This window comes from Streptomyces sp. NPDC048383, from assembly GCF_040651775.1.
Lineage (GTDB): Bacteria > Actinomycetota > Actinomycetes > Streptomycetales > Streptomycetaceae > Streptomyces.
Window position 1 is genome coordinate 13,761 of sequence record NZ_JBEZKS010000077.1, and the last position, 17,447, is coordinate 31,207.

Genomic DNA, 17,447 nt, shown 5'->3' on the forward strand with positions numbered 1-17,447 from the left:
AGGTGTCAGAGGCGGCAGGCGTGGATCGAGGTGGTGAGGATCGCGCGCGCGCCGAGCTCGTACAGGTCGTCCATGATCCGCTGGGCTTCCTTGGCGGGGACCATCGCGCGGACGGCGACCCAGCCCTCGTTGTGCAGCGGGGAGATCGTCGGCGACTCCAGGCCCGGGGTGAGGGCGACCGCGCGCTCCAGGTGCTCGGCGCGGCAGTCGTAGTCCATCATCACGTAGCTGCGGGCCACCAGGACGCCCTGGAGGCGGCGCAGGAACTGCGCGACCTTCGGGTCGTCGGCGCCGGCTCCGGTGCGGCGGATGACGGTCGCCTCGGACTTGAGGATCGGCTCGCCGATGACCTCCAGGCCGGCGTTGCGCAGGCTGGTGCCGGTCTCGACCACGTCCGCGATGATCTGGGCGACGCCCAGCTCGATGGCGGTCTCGACGGCGCCGTCGAGGTGCACGATGGCGGCGTCGATGCCGATCTCGGCGAGGTGCTTGGCGACGATGCCCTCGTACGAGGTGGCGATCGTCATCCCGGCGAAGTCCTCGGGGCCCTTCGCGGTGCCGGGCTTGGTGGCGTAGCGGAAGGTCGAGCGCCCGAAGTTCAGCGGGAGGATCTCCTCGGCGTTCGCCCCGGAGTCCAGCAGCAGGTCACGACCGGTGATGCCGATGTCGAGCTTGCCCGAGGCGACGTAGATCGCGATGTCCTTCGGGCGGAGGTAGAAGAACTCCACCTCGTTCTCGGGGTCGACCGTGACGAGTTCCTTGGACTCCTTGCGCTGGCGGTACCCGGCCTCATGGAGCATCGCCGACGCCGCTCCGGAGAGTGAGCCCTTGTTGGGGACGGCGATGCGCAGCATGGGGCTTCCTTGGGTGCGTAGGTGCGAAAGGGTGGTGCGGGCGGGGCGGGGGGCCCGGGTGGAGCTCCGGCCTAGAGGTGCGCGTAGACGTCGTCGAGGGTGATCCCGCGCGCCACCATCATCACCTGGACGTGGTAGAGCAGCTGGGAGATCTCCTCGGCGGCGGCTTCCTTGCCCTCGTACTCGGCGGCCATCCAGACCTCCGCGGCCTCCTCGACGACCTTCTTGCCGATGGCATGGACGCCCTTGCCGACGAGCTCGGCGGTGCGGGAGGTGCTGGGGTCGCCGGTGGCGGCCTTGAGCTGGAGCTCGGTGAAGAGCTCTTCGAAGGTCTTGGAGGTGTTCGCCATGATGGTCCTCAGAATAAGGGGTCCCCCGCTGCCACTCAGCGCCAGGGTTCGCTGACCGTCCGCAGGGTCATGGCGGTGGAGACGGCGGCGGTGACCGCTTCGTGCCCCTTGTCCTCGTTCGACCCCTCAAGCCCGGCGCGGTCCAGCGCCTGCTCGTCGTTGTCGCAGGTCAGAACGCCGAAGCCGACGGGAACTCCGGTGTCGATCGACACCTGCACCAGGCCCTGGGTGACGCCCTGGCACACGTAGTCGAAGTGGGGGGTGCCGCCGCGGATGACCACTCCGAGGGCGACGATGGCATCGTAACCGCGACCGGCGAGTACCTTCGCCACGACCGGGAGCTCGAAGCTGCCGGGGACGCGGAGCACCGTGGGCTCGTCGATGCCCAGCTCGTGCAGGGCCCGCAGGGCGCCGTCGACCAGCCCGTCCATGACCTTCTCGTGCCACTGGGCAGCGATCACGGCGACCCGGAGGTCTCCGCAGTTCTTCACGCTCAGTTCGGGTGCGCCCTTGCCGCTCACAGCTCTGCTCCTCGGTGGTTCGTCTGTCGGTGTGTACAGGGGTGTTCGGAATGTGCCTGGTGTGGTGCGGGGTGTGCGGTGTTACTGGTTGCCACAGGCGGAGGTGGCCACGGCCCCCTCCAGCCAGGGCAGGTCGTGCCCCATCCGGTCCCGCTTGGTGCGCAGGTACCGAAGGTTGTGCTCGCCCGCCTCGACGGGCATCGGCTCCCGGCCGATGACCGCGATGCCGTGCCGGACCAGCGCGGCGGACTTGTCGGGGTTGTTGGTCAGCAGGCGGACGCTGCGCACGCCGAGGTCGGCGAGGATCTGGGCGCCGGCTCCGTAGTCGCGGGCGTCGGCGGGGAGTCCCAGTTCCAGGTTGGCGTCCAGGGTGTCGCGGCCGCGTTCCTGGAGCTCGTAGGCGCGCAGCTTGGACAGCAGTCCGATGCCGCGGCCCTCGTGTCCGCGCAGGTAGACGACGACGCCGCGGCCCTCGGCCTGGATGCGGCCCATGGAGGCGTGCAGCTGGGGTCCGCAGTCGCAGCGCTGGGACTGGAAGATGTCGCCGGTCAGGCACTCGGAGTGCATGCGGACCAGGACGTCGGAGCCGTCGCCGACGTCGCCGTGGACGAGGGCGACGTGCTCGACGCCGTCCACGGTGGAGCGGAACCCGTACGCGGTGAACGCGCCGAACGCGGTCGGCAGGTTGACCTCGGCCTCGCGGCGCACGGTGGGCTCGGCGGATGAGCGGCGGTAGGCGATCAGGTCCTCGATGGAGATGATCGTCAGGCCGTGTTTGCGGGCGAAGGGGATCAGCTCGGGCAGCCGCAGCATGACGCCGTCCTCGCCGGCGATCTCCACGATGGCGCCGGCCGGGCGCAGTCCCGCGAGGCGGGCGAGGTCGACGGCGGCCTCGGTGTGGCCGTTGCGCACCAGCACGCCGCCGGGCTTGGCGCGCAGCGGGAAGACGTGCCCGGGGCGGACGAAGTCGGAGGGCTCGCTGGTGCCGTTGGCCAGCAGGCGCAGGGTGGTGGCGCGGTCGGCCGCGGAGATGCCGGTGCTGACGCCGTGGGCGGCGCTCGCGTCGACGGAGACGGTGAAGGCCGTCTGCATGGATTCGGTGTTGTGCTGGACCATCTGCGGGAGTTCCAGCCGGTCCAGCTCCGGGCCCTCCATGGGGGCGCAGATCAGGCCGCGGCACTCGCTCATCATGAACGCGATGATCTCGGGGGTGGCCTTCTCGGCGGCGATGACGAGGTCGCCCTCGTTCTCGCGGTCCTCGTCGTCGACGACGACGATCGGCCGTCCGGCGGCGATGTCGCGGATGGCCTGCTCGACCGGGTCGAGCCGGAAGGTCTCCTGCGGCTCGGCTTCGGGCACGTCCGGCACGGGCTTGAGGGGGGTCATGCCGTTGCTCCTTCGAGGGCCGGGGCGGGGGTGGTGCGCGAGCGCTGGTACCAGTCGTACGCGCCCCACAGGACGAGGGCGAAGTAGACGACGTAGACGAGGCCGGAGAAGGCCAGGCCGCTGTTGAAGGCGAGCGGGACGCCCACCAGGTCGACGAGCAGCCAGGCGAACCAGAATTCGACGAGGCCGCGGGCCTGGGCCACCATCGCGACGATCGTGCCGACGAAGATGTAGGCGTCGGCCCACGGGCTCCAGGACAGCGAGGGGACGAGCGTGAACAGGCCGCCGACGGCGAGGGTGCCGGCCGCCGCTCCGGCGAGGAGCAGGCCGCGCTCCTTCCAGGTGGCGGTGCGCACGGCGATGGAGCCGTCCTGCGCCTTCTGCCGGCCGAGCTGCCAGGCGCGCCAGCCCCAGATCGCGACGGAGATCACCAGGAGCTGCTTGCCGATGCCGCCGGCGAGCTGCGCGGAGGCGTAGGCGGCGACGAGGATCAGTCCGGAGAGGAGCTGGGCGGGCCACGTCCATATGGAGCGCCGCCAGCCGAGGGCGAGCGCGGCCAGGCCCATCAGGTTGCCGATCATGTCGGACCAGATGACCTTCTGGCCGAAGACCTCGAAGGCCTCCGCGTTGAGCCAGGTCAGGGCGCTCATCGCTGCTCTCCCTGGGTGTGGAGCGGATCGACGCCGGCGGCCATGAGGCGCTCGACGTACTTGGCGAGGACGTCGACCTCCAGGTTGACCGGGTCGCCGGGCTGCTTGATGCCCAGGGTGGTCAGCGCGAGGGTGGTGGGGATGAGGCTGATGGTGAAGTGGTCGGCGGCGGCGTCGACGACGGTGAGGCTGACGCCGTCGACGGTGATCGAGCCCTTCTCGACGACGTACCGCGCCAGGTGCGCCGGGAGGGCGACCTTGACGAGTTCCCAGTGCTCGGAGGGGGTGCGGGCGAGGATCTCGCCGGTGCCGTCCACGTGCCCCTGCACCAGGTGGCCGCCCAGGCGTCCGCCGAGGGCCATCGGGCGCTCCAGGTTGACCCGGGAGCCCTGGGTCAGGGAGCCGAGGCTGGAGCGGTTCAGGGTCTCCTGCATGACGTCGGCGGTGAACTCGCCGTCGGCGCTCTCCACGACGGTCAGGCAGACGCCGTTGACGGCGATCGAGTCACCGTGCTTGGCGCCCTCGGTCACGACCGGGCCGCGCAGGCGGAAGCGGGAGGCTTCGGCGAGCGGCTCGACGGCGGTGACCTCGCCCAGTTCTTCGACGATTCCGGTGAACACTCAGTGCTCCTTGGGGGCGGTGGGGCGGGAGGGGTGTGTGGGTGTGGCGGTGATGCGGATGTCCGTGCCGAGGCGGGTGGTCCCGGTGAGGGTGAGCCGGAGGGCCTCGGTGATGGTCGTGATCCCGGCGTCGGCGAGGGCGGCGGGGCCGGCGCCGAGCAGGACCGGGGCGAGGTAGCCGACGACCCGGTCGACGGCACCGGCGGCGACGAAGGCGCCCGCCAGGGTGGAGCCGCCTTCGAGGAGGACGGAGCGCACGCCGCGCCCGTGGAGTTCGGCGAGCAGGGCCTCGATCGACAGTCCGCGCCCGTCGTGGGGCAGTCGGACCAGGTCCACGCCGGGCAGGTGGTCGGTGTCGGCGTCCTCGCCGACGGCGATCAGGGTGGGGGCGGCGTCGTCGAGGACGCGCGCGGTGGGCCGGACGCCGGCGTGGGTGTCCAGGACGACCCGCAGCGGCTGGACCGCGCCCTCGATGCCGCGCACGGCGAGGTGCGGGTCGTCGGCGCGCAGGGTTCCGGCGCCGACGACGACGGCGTCGGCCTCGGCGCGCAGTCGGTGGACGTCGGCGCGGGACTCGGCGCAGGTGATCCAGCGGCTGGTGCCGTCGGCGGCGGCGGTGCGGCCGTCGAGGGTGGCGGCGTACTTCCACAGCACGTGGGGGCGGCCGAGGCGGACGGAGGTCAGCCAGGCGGCGTTGCCCTCCTCGGCCTCGTCCGCGAGGAGCCCGGCCGCGGTGTCGATCCCGGCGGCGCGCAGGGTGGCGCCGCCGCCACTGGCCTGCGGGTTCGGGTCCGGTACGGCGTAGACCACGCGGGTGACGCCGGCGTCGATGAGGGCCTGGGCGCAGGGGCCCGTACGGCCGGTGTGGTTGCAGGGTTCGAGGGTGACGTACGCGGTGCCGCCGCGGGCGGCGTCGGCCGCGGCGCGCAGGGCGTGGACCTCGGCGTGCGGGCCGCCGGCCCGTTGGTGCCAGCCTTCGCCGACGACGTTGCCGGCGGGGTCGGTGATGACGCAGCCGACGACGGGGTTGGGGCTGGTGGCGCCGAGGCCGCGGGCGGCGAGCTCGACGGCCCGACGCATGGCGGTGACGCTCGGGTCGGGTGTTGCCTGCGCGGCGTGTGTCGCCACCGGGTCCTCCTGCCTCATCGGGCACGGACTCCGGGGCCTGTCGGGATACGACAGATGAAGCGGGTAGCACACGCGGGGACGCCGAGGCCGGGAACGCGATCCGTTCGAGACGTATCCGGTGGGGATACGCCGATGGACCGCCGACGGCGGCGTACCGGTGACTGGCCCGCCGCGCACTGCCTCCCATCCGGACTTTAACCGTCGGTCCAGGAATTTCACCTGGTCAACCGGCCGCTGGCTGCGGACGGGTCGCGGACTATAACCGCCGGTTCGGAATTGCACCGACCCCGGAGTGCGCTGCTACTGGTACTAGGGCCAGTGTGCCACGGGTGATCGGCGGCCATGCGGGTGAATCGCTGTGGCCTGGGTCACAAACAAGCCGTTCTTGAGCGGCGGCGACGCACGGCATGTATGCCGCCGGCGGCGCCGCCCGGCACGTGCCGCCGGCGGCGTGGCCGCGTCGCGCCGGCGCGGCGCCCGCGTCCCGCACGCGCCGAACCGGCACTCCCGAACGCGCCGAGCCGGCACTCCCGAACGCCTTTGGTCCAGACCTATTGACGGGTTGGTCTAGTCCTCTTAACGTTCCCTTCATCCTCCCCGGGAGCCGGCCCTGCCGACGTGCGCACGTCTCAGGCCAACCAGCGCCATTCTTCTGCTTGTTGCTGCACGTGGTGTCCTGCCATCCTCCCCTCCCCAGGAGGCACAATGCTGTCCCCCACTCGTACGAGAGCGATGCTCCTGGCATCCGGCGCCGTCATCGCCGGCCTGCTGGTCGGCGGGCTCTCCGCGGGCGTCTCGCACGCCGCCGACAACGAGAGCTGTCGTCCCGACGGTCTGCACAAGACCCCCGGGGTCGACACTCCGTACTGCTCGGTCTACGACTCCGAAGGCCGCGAGAAGATGGGCGCCGACCACCAGCGGCGCGTCATCGGTTACTTCACCGGCTGGCGCACCGGCAAGGACGGCACCCCCGCCTACCTCGCCAACAACATCCCGTGGTCGAAGATCACGCACATCAACTACGCCTTCGCGCACGTCGGTTCCGACAACAAGATCTCCGTCGGCGCGGACAACGCGAACAACGCGGCCACCGGAATGACCTGGCCGGGCGTCGCGGGTGCCGAGATGGACCCGTCGCTCCCCTACAAGGGCCACTTCAACCAGCTGACGAAGTTCAAGAAGCAGTACCCGAACGTCAAGACGCTGATTTCGGTCGGCGGTTGGGCCGAGACCGGCGGCTACTTCGGTGACGACGGCAACCGGGTCAACTCCGGCGGCTTCTACTCGATGGCCACCAACGCCGACGGCTCGGTGAACCAGGCCGGCATCGACACCTTCGCGAACTCCTCCGTCGACTTCATCCGCAAGTACGGGTTCAACGGCGTCGACATCGACTACGAGTACCCGACCACGATGAAGGACGCGGGCAACCCGCTCGACTGGCAGCTCGCCAACGCCCGCCGCGCGGGCCTGGTCAAGGGCTACGACGCCCTGATGAAGAGCCTGCGCGAGAAGCTCGACCGGGCCGGCGCCGCCGACGGCAAGCACTACATGCTGACCGTCGCCGCCCCCTCCTCCGGTTACCTGCTGCGGGGCATGGAGACCTTCCAGATGCAGAAGTATCTGGACTACGTCAACATCATGTCCTACGACCTGCACGGCGCGTGGAACGAGTACGTCGGCCCGAACGCCTCGCTGTTCGACGACGGCAAGGACGCCGAGCTGGCCGCCGCGAACGTCTACGGCAGCTCGCAGTACGGCGGCGTCGGGTACCTCAACACCGACTGGGCGTACCACTACTTCCGCGGCTCGATGCCGGCCGGCCGCATCAACATCGGCCTGCCGTACTACACCCGCGGCCACAAGAACGTCCAGGGCGGCACCGACGGGCTGTGGGGCAAGGCCTCCGCGACCACCTGCCCGGCCGGCGCGGGTCTGACCAAGTGCGGTGACGGCGCGACCGGCATCGACAACCTGTGGCACGACAAGGACACCAACGGGGTCGAGTCCCCGGCGGGCTCCAACCCGATGTGGCACGCCAAGAACCTGGAGAAGGGGATCGTCGGCGACTACGTCACCAAGTACGGTTTCCCTGCGAACACCACGCTGACCGGCACCTACGTCCGCAAGTACGACTCGACGCTGGTCGCGCCGTGGCTGTGGAACGCGCAGAAGAAGGTCTTCCTCTCCACCGAGGACGAGCAGTCGGTCGCCGCCAAGGCGGACTACGTGGTCAACCGCGGCATCGGCGGCACCATGGTCTGGGAGATGGCGGGCGACTACGGTTGGAACGCCGCCAAGGGCCAGTACGAGATCGGTGACACGCTCACCACGCTGATGTACGACAAGTTCAAGGCGGCCACGCCGTACGGCGCGAAGAAGTCCAACACCGCGATGCCGACCCAGGCCGTGGACGTGAAGGCGGAGTTCACCGAGTTCAAGCTCGGCGACTCCAACTACCCGCTCACCCCGAAGGTCAAGATCACCAACAACACGAAGTCGGCGCTGCCGGGCGGCACCGAGTTCCAGTTCGACTACTCGACCTCGGCCCCGAACAACGCCTCGGACCAGTCGGGCTTCGGCACCAAGGTGATCAAGAGCGACCACACCGGCAGCAACGTGGGCGGTCTGAAGGGCGACTTCCACCGGGTCTCGCTGAAGCTCCCGGCGTGGCAGTCGCTCGCCCCGGGCGCCTCGGTCGACCTGGCCTTCAACTACTACCTGCCGGTGTCCACGCCGTCCAACTGGACGGTGAACATCTCCGGTACGACGTACGCCTTCGCCGGTGACCTGGCGCGCGGCACCACGGTCGTGGAGCCGGGCGGCACGCAGCCGCCGACCACTCCCCCGACCACCCCGCCCACCACGCCGCCGACGACCCCGCCGACGACTCCGCCGACCACGCCGCCGACGACCCCGCCGGGCGGCACCTGCACCAACCCGGCGTACGTGGCCGGCCAGGTGTACAACAGCGGCAGCCTCGTCTCGCACAACGGCCGCAACTGGAAGGCCCAGTGGTGGACGCAGAACGAAGCTCCCGGCACCACCGGCGAGTGGGGCGTCTGGAAGGACCAGGGCGCCTGCTGACACCCGGTGCGTGAGCACCGCTGAACACCCTGCATGAGACCCGGTGGCCCGGCGGCCCCCGGGTCCTCGTGCGTCCCGGGACCTGTGTCCGGATTCCCGCCGCGGGGCCATCGGCTGGGGGGCGGCTGGTCGGAGGCCGGCCGGCCTGGGGGCGCGGGGGCTGGTCAGGGGGCGGGCGCCCCCTCAGGTGCCGAAGAGGATCGCCTGGGCGGCTTCGCGGGCGGCCAGCAGGGCGCCCTCCATGACGGCCGGGCCCCCGAGGGCGGTGGCGCGGACGGCCGTCGGGACGGGGGTCAGCGTGGTGAGGCGGCGCTCGACCCGGGCCGCGAGGGCGGCTCCACCGGCCCGGCCCAGCTCACCGCCGAGCACGACGCAGCCCGGATCGAGGATCGCGGCGACGGCCGCCGCCCCGAGCGCGAGCCGTTCGGCGAGGGCGTCGAGGAAGGGATCCCCCGCCGCCCCGGCGACGGCTTCCTCCACCGGTCCGCGGAAGCCGTGCTCCGCCGCGAGGGCCGCCACCGCCGCGCGCCCGGCCAGGGCGTGGAAGCCGTCGCCGCAGTCGCCGGCGGTGGGCAGCCCGGCGGTGCCGGGGACGGGGAGGAAGCCGATCTCGCCGGCCCCGCCGGAGGCGCCCCGGCGCAGCCGACCGTCCAGGACGACGGCGGCGCCGACCCCGGCGCCGAGCCACAGCAGGACGAAGGAGTCCAGGTCGCGGGCGGCGCCGACGCGCTGTTCCGCCAGGGCCGCCAGGTTGGTCTCGTTCTCCACCACCACCTTGGCGGGCAGCCGTTGCTGGAGGGCCGTCACGAGGTCCCGGTGCCAGGACGGCAGCCCGATGGTGTCGCCCAGCTCCCCGCTGGCCGGTGCCACCAGGCCCGGGGCCCCGACGACGACGGTGTGCAGCCGCTCGGCGCCCGCCTCGCGGGTCAGGGCCTCCAACCGCGCCACCGCCTCCTCGACGGCGTCGACCGGCAGGGACGCCCGGGCCAGGGGCCGGCCGAGCAGGTCCGTGACCACCGCCGTCGCGCTGTCCGTGCGTACGTCCAGCGCGGCCAGGTGGGCGCGGCGGGCGACGATCCCGTACAGGCGGGCGTTGGGGCCGCGCCGCTGTTCGCCCGACTCTCCCACGACCTCGATCAGCCCCGCGCCGGCGAGCCGCTCGACGAGGTCGGCGACGGAGGGCCGGGACAGCCCGGTCAGCCGCTTGAGCTGGGCCGCCGTCAGCGGCCCCTCGGACTGCAGGAGTTCCAGCGCGAGCCGGTCGTTCATGGCCCGGGCCGTGCTCGGCGAGGCGGGGGACGGGGCGGCGGCGGTCGTCAGCACCTTGGCAGGGGTCACGGCGCCCATCTTAGGGAGGTTCAGGGCACTAACCATCAGGAAGGGTCCCTGATAGTTTACGTCCATGACCGGGGACACCGACCTCAGCCCGGCGCGCCTGCGCCACGCCCGCTTCGCGATCGCCGCCGTCTTCTGCACGCACGGCGCCGTGACCGGCTCCTTCGCCACCCGCATCCCGTGGATCCAGGACCACGCCCAGCTCGGCTCGGGCACCCTGGGCCTCGCCCTCGCCTTCCCCGCCCTGGGCGCGGCGCTCGCGATGCCGCTCGCCGGGCGGATCAACCACCGCTTCGGCGCGCGCACCGCCCTGCGCGGGCTGCTCTGCCTGTGGACCCTGTCCCTGATCCTGCCCGCCCTGGCCCCGAACCTGGTCACCCTGTGCGCGGCGCTCTTCGTGTACGGGGCCACCGCGGGCATGTCGGACGTGGCGATGAACGCCCTCGGCGTGGAGACCGAGAACCGGCTCGGCCGCTCGATCATGTCCTCGCTGCACGGCATGTGGAGCGTGGGCGCGCTGCTCGGTTCGGCCGCCGGAACGGTCGCCGCGCACCTGGGGGCCGACGCCCGGCTGCACCACACGCTGGTCGCGCTGGCCCTGACCGCGGCCGGGTTGGTCGCCGTACGGGGCGTGTTGGACCTGAAGGGCGATCAGGAGGCGGAGGCGCCGCCGCACTTCACCCTGCCGCCGAAGTCCGCCCTGCTGATCGGCGCCATCGGTTTCTGCGCGGTCTTCGCCGAGGGGGCGAGCCTGGACTGGTCGGCCGTGTACCTGCGGGACGTACTGGACACGGACGCGGGCCTGGCCGCCGCCTCCACCACGGCCTTCGCGCTGACCATGGCCGTGGCGCGGCTCGTCGGGGACCGGGTCGTGGACCGGTTCGGGGCGGTGCGCACCGTACGGGCGGGGGGCGTACTGGCCACCCTGGGCGGTGTGCTTGTGGTCGCGGTCCGGCATCCGGCGGGGGCTCTCGCGGGCTTCGCGTTGATCGGGCTGGGCATCGCGGTGGTGGTTCCGCTGGCCTTCGCGGCGGCGGGCCGCAGCGGGCCGGCTCCGGCCCAGGCCATCGCGGGCGTCGCCACGATCACCTACACCTCGGGGCTGATCGCGCCGTCGGCGATCGGCGCGGTGGCCGACGCTACCTCCCTGGTGGTGTCGTTCGCTCTGGTCACGGTGCTGGCGTTCGCGTTGGTACTGGGGGCTGCCGTGCTGCGGCCGAAGCAGGCGGCGGGTTCGGCCGATCCCGCCAACCGGGACGAACCCGCACCTATCGGCCCGTAATATGGCGGCTGGCGCGCCGCGGTGAGCGAGCGGCGGACCGCCAGGATGCTGGACGGGCTGCGGGAACGGAAGTGGTGGAACATGGGCTTCGGCGTGCGCTGGACCCTGCACGGAGACGGGCGGACCCCCGCCCCCGGCGCGGTGGTACGGCCGGACGAGCGGCTGTCGTGGCCGCGCACCGCCGGACTCGGGGCCCAGCACGTCGTCGCGATGTTCGGTGCGAGCTTCGTCGCCCCGGTCCTGATGGGCCTGGACCCCAACCTCGCCATCATGATGTCCGGTGTCGCGACGGCCATCTTCCTGCTCGCGACGCGCGGCCGGGTCCCGTCCTACCTGGGCTGCTCGCTGTCCTTCGTGGGCGTCGCGGCGGCCATCCGGGCGGGCGGCGGTGACAGCGCCGTCGTCACGGGTGCGGTGTTCGTGGTCGGCGCCGCGCTGTTCCTGGCGGGCCTGGCCGTCCAGCGGTTCGGCGCGCGGATCATCCACGCGGCCATGCCGCCGGTGGTGACGGGCGCGGTCGTGATGCTGATCGGTTTCAACCTGGCGCCGGTGACGGCCGCGACGTACTGGCCGCAGGACCAGTGGACGGCGCTGCTGACCATGCTGTTCACCGGTCTCGCGGTGGTGTGCCTGCGCGGGTTCTGGTCACGCATCGCGATCTTCCTCGGGCTGGTCTTCGGGTACGCGATCTCCTGGGTCTTCGACCTGGTCTTCGGCCGGATCCACTCGCCGATGGGCGGCCCGGAGGCCGTCGACCACTGGCGGCTCGACCTGTCGGGGGTCGGCAAGGCCGAGTGGATCGGGTTGCCGTCCTTCCACGCGCCGGCCTTCGAGTGGTCGGCGATCCTGATCGCGCTGCCGGTCGTGATCGCGCTCATCGCCGAGAACGCCGGGCACATCAAGGCCGTCGGCGAGATGACCGGGGACCCCCTCGACGACAAGCTCGGCACCGCCATCGCGGCGGACGGCGCCGCCTCCATGCTGTCCACGGCGGTCGGCGGCCCGCCGAACACCACCTACTCCGAGAACATCGGGGTGATGGCCGCCACCCGCGTCTACTCCACCGCGGCCTACTGGGCGGCGGCCGGGTTCGCGCTGCTCTTCGGCCTGTGCCCCAAGTTCGGCGCGGTCGTCGCGGCGATCCCGGGCGGGGTGCTGGGCGGCATCACCGTCATCCTCTACGGCATGATCGGCCTGCTCGGCGCCCAGATCTGGCTCAACGGCCGGGTCGACCTGCGCAATCCGCTGAACCTGGTACCGGCCGCCGCGGGCATCATCATCGGCGTGGGTGGGGTCGAGCTGCAGATCACCGACAGCTTCGAGCTGGGCGGCATCGCCCTCGGCACCATCGTGGTGATCACCGGCTACCACGCGCTGCGCTACTTCGCCCCGGCCCACCTCAAGGCACAGGAACCCCTGCTGGACTCGGGCACCTCGGCCTACGACGAGACGCCCGGAGGCGGCTCCGCCGGGGGCTCCGCCGACTCCGGCGACAAGCGGGGTTGACGGAGTTTCGCCCGAACCGGGGAAGCCCACGGCCAAGTTCCCCGCACGGCCCGCCCGGACTGCGACGCTGCCTCCCATGGAAGCGGTACTCGCGCGGATGCGCGCCCTCGACGAGCGGCTCCCCGCGCAGGACGGCGTCGCCGTCTTCAACCGGGTGTACCTGACGGTGACGCAGACCCTGCACCACCGCATCGAACGCGGGGACTTCCCCGCGCCCCGGACCGCACGGACCCTGAGCGTACGGTTCGCCGAGCACTACCTGAGGGCGGTGGAAGCGGACCGGGCGCCGGCCTGCTGGCGGCCACTGCTCCAGTACCGGCGCCACCCGGGGGTGCGGCCGCTCCAGCACGCGCTGGCCGGGATCAACGCGCACATCGGCCACGACCTGGCGATGGCGGTGGTGTCGACGTGCCGGGCACTGGATTGCGCGCCGGCCGCCCTGGAGGCCGACTTCGACCGGGTCGGGGACACCTTGGTGGCCCTGGAGGAGCAGATCCGGGAGGACCTGATGCCCGGCCCCGACCTGCTGGAGGTCGCCGACCCGCTGACGCACCTGCTCGGCTCGTGGAGCCTGGAACGCGCCCGCGACGGCGCCTGGTCGGCCGCCCGCCTGCTGTGGACGCTGCGCCGCTCCCCTGACCTGGCCGAGGAGTTCCGCGAGTCCCTGGACGCCGGCGTCGGCCTGGTGGGCCGCTGCCTCCTCACCCCGACCGCCACGACCCCCCGCCGCACACCGTGGGCCGCCGCGCTGCGGTGACCGACGACATCGGGCCGCCCCCGCGCGCTGTGCGCGTGGGGGCGGCCCGATGTCGTGGGTGGTGCCGGGGAGGTCAGTCCTCCGGGAGTTCGACCGGGGAGATCTCGTCGTAGACGTCGCCCGGGCCCGGGTTGGTGCCGTCGGTGGAGCCGCCGAGGTGGTGCATGACGCCCCACACCGCGTTGAGGGCGGTCTGGACGGCGCCCTCGGCCCAGCCGGCCGTCCAGGAGATGTCGTCGCCCGCGAGGAAGATGCCGCGCTTGTCCTCGGGGAGGCGGTCCTGCATGAAGTGGGTGAACAGGCGCCGCTGGTAACGGTAGTGGCCCGGCAGGTTCGCCTTGAACGCGCCCATGAAGTAGGGCTCGTTCTCCCAGGACACGGTCACCGGGTTGCCGATGATGTGGCGGCGGATGTCGACCTGGGGGTAGATCTCGCCGAGGGACTTCAGCATGACCTCCATCCGCTCGTTCGCGGACAGCGGCAGCCACTTCAGGCTGTCGTCGCACCAGGTGTACGAGAGACAGATGACGGCGGGCTTGTCCGGGCCGTTGTCCAGCAGGTAGGTGCCGCGGGTCATGCGGTCCGTCAGGGTCATCGACATGACGTCGCGACCGGTCGGGTTGCCCCTGTCGTCGACGGCCTTGTCGAGCCAGAACGGCCGGTCGACGGGGATGAAGAGCTTGCTGGACTCCATGTAGTGGGTGCGCTCGATCGCCGTCCAGTGGTCGATCGGGAACAGCGTGTCGTCGCAGGCGATCTTGGAGAGCAGCATCCAGGACTGCGCCGTGAAGATCGCGGCGCGGTAGGTGCGGATGTCGCCGGAGGCGTCCGTGACCGTGATGCGGTTGCCGGCGGTGCGGTGCAGGCGGGTGACCGCCGGGCGCGGGGTGCCGTCGTGCAGCGTGGACAGCGAGGTGCCCTGGGCCCAGTGGACGATCTTCTCGGGCTCGCGCTCCCACAGGCGCAGCGGGAGCTGCTGCGAGCCGCCGACGATGCCGCGGTGGTGGTCGTCGGCCTCGGTGTAGACGACGCGCAGGATCTCCAGGATGGAGTTCGGGAAGTCGGTGTCCCAGCCGCCGGTGCCGAAGCCGACCTGGCCGAAGATCTCCCGCTTGCGGAAGGACTGGAAGGCCTCGGACTTGCAGAGGAAGCCGTAGAAGGTCTCGTCGTCGAGCTTCTCGACGAGCTTCGCCCAGATCTCGCGGATGCGCGGGACGTCCCGCTCGCGCATCGCGGTGTTCATGTCGGAGAAGTCGGCGCCCTCGTCGAGGCAGGCGTTCCACGCGGCGGCCACGTCGCGGTAGACCTGCGGGAGGTCCGCGATGGTCTCGGCGTAGTGGGTCTCGCCCTTGAGGTCGACGACCGTCGAGGGGGTGGCCTCGGCGAGCGGGTTCGGGAACGGCTCGGTGACGAGGCCGACGAGGTCGATGTAGTGCTGGAGCGCGGTGGAGGACGGCGGGAAGCGCATGGCGCCCATCTCCGCGGTCAGTCCCTCGGTGCCGGCGCCCTCGAAGCCGACGGTGCGCAGTCGGCCGCCGATCTGGTCGGCCTCGTACACGACGGGCTTGAGGCCCATCTTCATCAGCTCGTAGGCCGAGATGATGCCGGACAGCCCGCCGCCGATGACGGCGACCTCGGTGCCGAACTCGGTCGCCGGTATCTGGCCCAGGCCCGCCGGGTGGGCGAGGAAGTCGTCGTAGGCGTACGGGAAGTCCGGCCCGAACATGGTGATCGGGGGCTGACCGTCGCTGTGCGGGACGGCGGTGGTGGGCACCGTGGACGTCATGGGGGTACGTCTCCTTGCGGGCAGAGCAGGCAGGGCGGGGAGGAAGGGGGGCGACGGGGGCGTCGCGGGTCAGGCGAGGGAGGCGTAGAGCCCCGGACGGCGGTCGCGCAGGTACGGGTTGGTCTCCCGCGAGGCCGCCAGCAGCTCGGGGTCGACGTCCGCGAACGCGAGTTCCTCGCCGCGTCCGGCCCGGGTCCGGGTGACTCCGTCGGGGCTCGCGAGGCAGCTGAGGCCGACGAACTCGAACTCGCCCTCGGGGCCGGTCCGGTTGACGTACGCGATGTACATCTGGTTCTCGAAGGCCCGGACGGGGACCAGCTGTTCGGCGACGAACTGGAACGGGTGCATCTGCGCGGTCGGAACCAGGAGGAGGTCGGTTCCGGCGAGCGCGTGCGCCCGGACGTTCTCCGGGAACTCCACGTCGTAACAGATCATGATGCCGACGCGGAGGCCGCCCAGGTCCGCCTGGACGACGGGGGTGTCGCCGGGGGTGAAGGCGTCCTGTTCGAAGCCGCCGAAGAGGTGGGTCTTGCGGTAGTTCGCGAGCGCGGTCCCGTCGGGGCCGATGAGCTGCGCCGCGTTGAAGACCGCCCCGTCGGCCGCCAGCTCGGGGTAGGCGTACAGGACGGCCAGTCCGTGGCGGCGGGCGATCTCGCCGACGGCGACGGCGGACGGGCCGTCGGCCGGTTCGGCGAGACCGGGGACGTCCTGGAGGTCCAGCGCGTAGCCGGTCAGGAACATCTCCGAGGTCACGAGGAGCCCGGCCCCGCCCTGTGCGGCGCGCGCCGCGGCCTCGTCGAGCTGCTTGAGGTTCTCGGCGGTGTCGCCGAGCCGTCCGGAGCTCTGGAGGAGGGCGGTGCGCAGCGGGGGCATGGGCGTACCTCTGTGACAGGTGGGGTGGGGTCCTTAACACGGTACGTTCGCGCGTTCGACCGCGACAAGCCGTCACCGTTGCGCTGGACGCATCGATTCGTTGCGCGTTCGGCGGCCGGTACGGCGATTCGTTGCGCGAACCCCTCCCCGGACGGTTCGCGAGTCCTTGAACCCCCGGTCAGGCGGCCGCGCCGAAGGCCGGGTGGGCCCGCAGCCTACGGACGTACGTACGGGCGTGCGGGCCGGCGGCGGGCAGCACGGTCGGGTCGAGGAGGGCGACCCACAGGTCCACGTCGGCGAGGGTCGGCCTGTCCCCCAGAGCGTACGGGTGCAGGGCGAGGCGGCGGTCCAGGAGGTCGAGGGCGGCGGTCCGCTCGGCGTGCGGCGCGGCTCCGTCGAGGAGGGCCCGGACGGCGGCGGCGTGCCGGGCGGGGACGGGCGGGCTCAGATCGGGGCGGCCGGCGAGCCGGACGGCGAGGTCGTCGAGGATGTCGGGGGTGTGGTTGCTGACGACGCGGCCGCTCCAGGTGTCGCACAGGGCGGGCACGGCGAGGGCGCCGTCGTAGTGGTGCCCGGCGGCCTCGTAGGCGCGGCGCAGGGCGGCGTGGGTGGCGGGCGGGCCGAGCAGGGTGGTGCCGACGCAGCCGGTCAGGCCCAGCAGGGAGAGGGCGGTCCGCACGCGCAGGGAGCGGGGACAGCCGGTGGAGAGGTAGAGGTGGTAGCGGTGCGGGGCCGGGGAGAACCCGGCACCGATCCGACCGCGCGGGGCCGGCACGGGGGCGCTGCGGGGCATGAGCATCGGAACCATGACGACATCTCCTGTTGCCCTGCCCCTGACCGGGGAGGGGCGGGTCGGGCGGCCGGTGGCCGCCGCGCACGTGGCCCGGGCCCGACGCCGCGCGAACGCGGCGGCCGGTACGGGGCGGGGACGGACGGGGCGGGGACCTGGACGGGCGGGACGGACGGGGGCGGACGGGGCGGACGGCACGGGGGGGCGGGGCGGTCGTGTGCGGGACAGGGGCGGACGGGGTCGAGCGGGCGGGACAGGGACGCGTACGGGTCGCAGGGGCGCGACCGGACGAGCGGAACGGGACGGTAACGGGACGGAACGGAAGCGGGACGGAACGGAAGGGGGCGGGACCGAGCGGGACCGGGAGGCCCTGGCCCCGGCGGCTCGGGACGCGCCCGCCCAGGGGTGACCCGCAGGGGCATCGGCATCGGGCCGGCCGGTCAGCACTCCCCGCGCCGGGGCGAGGCGTGAGGTCGGCCCCGGCCCGGGGCCGACCACACGCCGGGGGCGGGCAGCCCCCGG

At 72.3% G+C, this 17,447-nt stretch carries 15 protein-coding genes and 1 riboswitch; of the genes, 4 read left to right on the plus strand and 11 right to left on the minus strand.

The features are described 5' to 3' along the window. Nucleotides 1-5: 5 nt before the first annotated feature. The 7 genes from hisG to ribD all read right to left on the minus strand — a co-directional run bounded on the left by hisG (nucleotide 6) and on the right by ribD (nucleotide 5,461). Nucleotides 6-854 carry an ATP phosphoribosyltransferase gene (gene hisG, locus AB0D46_RS34945; protein WP_362883617.1) on the minus strand — a complete coding sequence of 283 codons (849 nt, stop codon included), beginning with the start codon at nucleotides 852-854 and terminating at the stop codon, nucleotides 6-8. A gap of 71 nt (nucleotides 855-925) precedes the next feature. Next, the gene (locus tag AB0D46_RS34950; protein WP_362883619.1) at nucleotides 926-1,204 is read right to left on the minus strand and encodes a phosphoribosyl-ATP diphosphatase; all 279 of its coding nucleotides are present in this window, start codon (nucleotides 1,202-1,204) and stop codon (nucleotides 926-928) included. Nucleotides 1,205-1,239: 35 nt separating this feature from the next. Continuing rightward, on the minus strand, nucleotides 1,240-1,725 hold the full coding sequence (gene ribH / locus AB0D46_RS34955) for a 6,7-dimethyl-8-ribityllumazine synthase (RefSeq protein WP_215031692.1): 486 nt from the start codon (nucleotides 1,723-1,725) through the stop codon (nucleotides 1,240-1,242). Between the two features lie 81 nt (nucleotides 1,726-1,806). Beyond that, entirely contained in the window at nucleotides 1,807-3,111 is a 1,305-nt protein-coding gene (locus tag AB0D46_RS34960) for a bifunctional 3,4-dihydroxy-2-butanone-4-phosphate synthase/GTP cyclohydrolase II (RefSeq protein WP_362883621.1), read from the minus strand. Further along, nucleotides 3,108-3,761 (minus strand): nicotinamide mononucleotide transporter family protein, encoded by a 654-nt coding sequence (locus AB0D46_RS34965; RefSeq protein ID WP_362883623.1) that lies wholly within the window; start codon nucleotides 3,759-3,761, stop codon nucleotides 3,108-3,110. The genes AB0D46_RS34960 and AB0D46_RS34965 overlap by 4 nt, the downstream gene beginning before the upstream one ends. Continuing rightward, nucleotides 3,758-4,381, minus strand: coding sequence for a riboflavin synthase (locus AB0D46_RS34970; RefSeq protein ID WP_362883625.1), 624 nt, complete (start codon nucleotides 4,379-4,381; stop codon nucleotides 3,758-3,760). The genes AB0D46_RS34965 and AB0D46_RS34970 overlap by 4 nt, the downstream gene beginning before the upstream one ends. Continuing rightward, nucleotides 4,382-5,461 carry a bifunctional diaminohydroxyphosphoribosylaminopyrimidine deaminase/5-amino-6-(5-phosphoribosylamino)uracil reductase RibD gene (gene ribD / locus AB0D46_RS34975; protein ID WP_362883639.1) on the minus strand — a complete coding sequence of 360 codons (1,080 nt, stop codon included), beginning with the start codon at nucleotides 5,459-5,461 and terminating at the stop codon, nucleotides 4,382-4,384. A gap of 217 nt (nucleotides 5,462-5,678) precedes the next feature. Next, nucleotides 5,679-5,809: riboswitch (FMN riboswitch) on the minus strand. A gap of 405 nt (nucleotides 5,810-6,214) precedes the next feature. Here ribD and AB0D46_RS34980 point away from each other — a divergent pair. Then, nucleotides 6,215-8,596: a chitinase C-terminal domain-containing protein gene (locus AB0D46_RS34980; RefSeq protein ID WP_362883626.1), complete on the plus strand. Its 2,382-nt coding sequence runs from the start codon at nucleotides 6,215-6,217 to the stop codon at nucleotides 8,594-8,596. A 183-nt stretch (nucleotides 8,597-8,779) separates the two neighbouring features. On the opposite strand, the gene AB0D46_RS34985 is transcribed toward AB0D46_RS34980, so the two are convergent. Continuing rightward, the gene (locus tag AB0D46_RS34985) at nucleotides 8,780-9,943 is read right to left on the minus strand and encodes an ROK family transcriptional regulator (protein WP_362883628.1); all 1,164 of its coding nucleotides are present in this window, start codon (nucleotides 9,941-9,943) and stop codon (nucleotides 8,780-8,782) included. Nucleotides 9,944-9,998: 55 nt separating this feature from the next. On the opposite strand from AB0D46_RS34985, the gene AB0D46_RS34990 reads away from it, so the two are divergent. From AB0D46_RS34990 to AB0D46_RS35000, 3 genes are all read left to right on the plus strand, one after another. Beyond that, complete coding sequence (locus AB0D46_RS34990; RefSeq protein ID WP_362883630.1) at nucleotides 9,999-11,213, plus strand: MFS transporter; 1,215 nt, start codon at nucleotides 9,999-10,001, stop codon at nucleotides 11,211-11,213. An 81-nt stretch (nucleotides 11,214-11,294) separates the two neighbouring features. Further along, nucleotides 11,295-12,719, plus strand: a complete 1,425-nt coding sequence (locus AB0D46_RS34995; RefSeq protein WP_362883641.1) for a solute carrier family 23 protein — start codon at nucleotides 11,295-11,297, stop codon at nucleotides 12,717-12,719. A 76-nt stretch (nucleotides 12,720-12,795) separates the two neighbouring features. Continuing rightward, the gene (locus AB0D46_RS35000) at nucleotides 12,796-13,476 is read left to right on the plus strand and encodes a DUF5995 family protein (RefSeq protein WP_362883632.1); all 681 of its coding nucleotides are present in this window, start codon (nucleotides 12,796-12,798) and stop codon (nucleotides 13,474-13,476) included. A 73-nt stretch (nucleotides 13,477-13,549) separates the two neighbouring features. Here the strand turns inward: AB0D46_RS35000 and AB0D46_RS35005 are convergent, their stop codons facing one another. From AB0D46_RS35005 to AB0D46_RS35015, 3 genes are all read right to left on the minus strand, one after another. Next, nucleotides 13,550-15,262, minus strand: a complete 1,713-nt coding sequence (locus AB0D46_RS35005; RefSeq protein WP_362883634.1) for an NAD(P)/FAD-dependent oxidoreductase — start codon at nucleotides 15,260-15,262, stop codon at nucleotides 13,550-13,552. Nucleotides 15,263-15,331: 69 nt separating this feature from the next. Further along, entirely contained in the window at nucleotides 15,332-16,135 is an 804-nt protein-coding gene (locus AB0D46_RS35010) for a carbon-nitrogen hydrolase family protein (protein ID WP_362883636.1), read from the minus strand. Between the two features lie 178 nt (nucleotides 16,136-16,313). Next, on the minus strand, nucleotides 16,314-16,943 hold the full coding sequence (locus tag AB0D46_RS35015; RefSeq protein ID WP_362883637.1) for a glutathione S-transferase C-terminal domain-containing protein: 630 nt from the start codon (nucleotides 16,941-16,943) through the stop codon (nucleotides 16,314-16,316). Nucleotides 16,944-17,447 lie beyond the last annotated feature (504 nt).

Excerpts from the sequence above, each read along its gene's own strand:
- ribD (WP_362883639.1), bottom strand. The coding sequence starts at position 5,461 with ATGCGTCGGGCCGTCGAGCTCGCCGCCCGCGGCCTCGGCGCCACCAGC.
- AB0D46_RS35015 (WP_362883637.1), bottom strand. The coding sequence starts at position 16,943 with ATGGTTCCGATGCTCATGCCCCGCAGCGCCCCCGTGCCGGCCCCGCGC.
- AB0D46_RS35005 (WP_362883634.1), bottom strand. The coding sequence starts at position 15,262 with ATGACGTCCACGGTGCCCACCACCGCCGTCCCGCACAGCGACGGTCAG.
- AB0D46_RS34950 (WP_362883619.1), bottom strand. The coding sequence starts at position 1,204 with ATGGCGAACACCTCCAAGACCTTCGAAGAGCTCTTCACCGAGCTCCAG.
- AB0D46_RS34980 (WP_362883626.1), top strand. The coding sequence starts at position 6,215 with ATGCTGTCCCCCACTCGTACGAGAGCGATGCTCCTGGCATCCGGCGCC.
- AB0D46_RS35010 (WP_362883636.1), bottom strand. The coding sequence starts at position 16,135 with ATGCCCCCGCTGCGCACCGCCCTCCTCCAGAGCTCCGGACGGCTCGGC.
- AB0D46_RS34995 (WP_362883641.1), top strand. The coding sequence starts at position 11,295 with ATGGGCTTCGGCGTGCGCTGGACCCTGCACGGAGACGGGCGGACCCCC.
- AB0D46_RS35000 (WP_362883632.1), top strand. The coding sequence starts at position 12,796 with ATGGAAGCGGTACTCGCGCGGATGCGCGCCCTCGACGAGCGGCTCCCC.
- AB0D46_RS34960 (WP_362883621.1), bottom strand. The coding sequence starts at position 3,111 with ATGACCCCCCTCAAGCCCGTGCCGGACGTGCCCGAAGCCGAGCCGCAG.
- AB0D46_RS34965 (WP_362883623.1), bottom strand. The coding sequence starts at position 3,761 with ATGAGCGCCCTGACCTGGCTCAACGCGGAGGCCTTCGAGGTCTTCGGC.
- AB0D46_RS34990 (WP_362883630.1), top strand. The coding sequence starts at position 9,999 with ATGACCGGGGACACCGACCTCAGCCCGGCGCGCCTGCGCCACGCCCGC.
- hisG (WP_362883617.1), bottom strand. The coding sequence starts at position 854 with ATGCTGCGCATCGCCGTCCCCAACAAGGGCTCACTCTCCGGAGCGGCG.
- AB0D46_RS34985 (WP_362883628.1), bottom strand. The coding sequence starts at position 9,943 with ATGGGCGCCGTGACCCCTGCCAAGGTGCTGACGACCGCCGCCGCCCCG.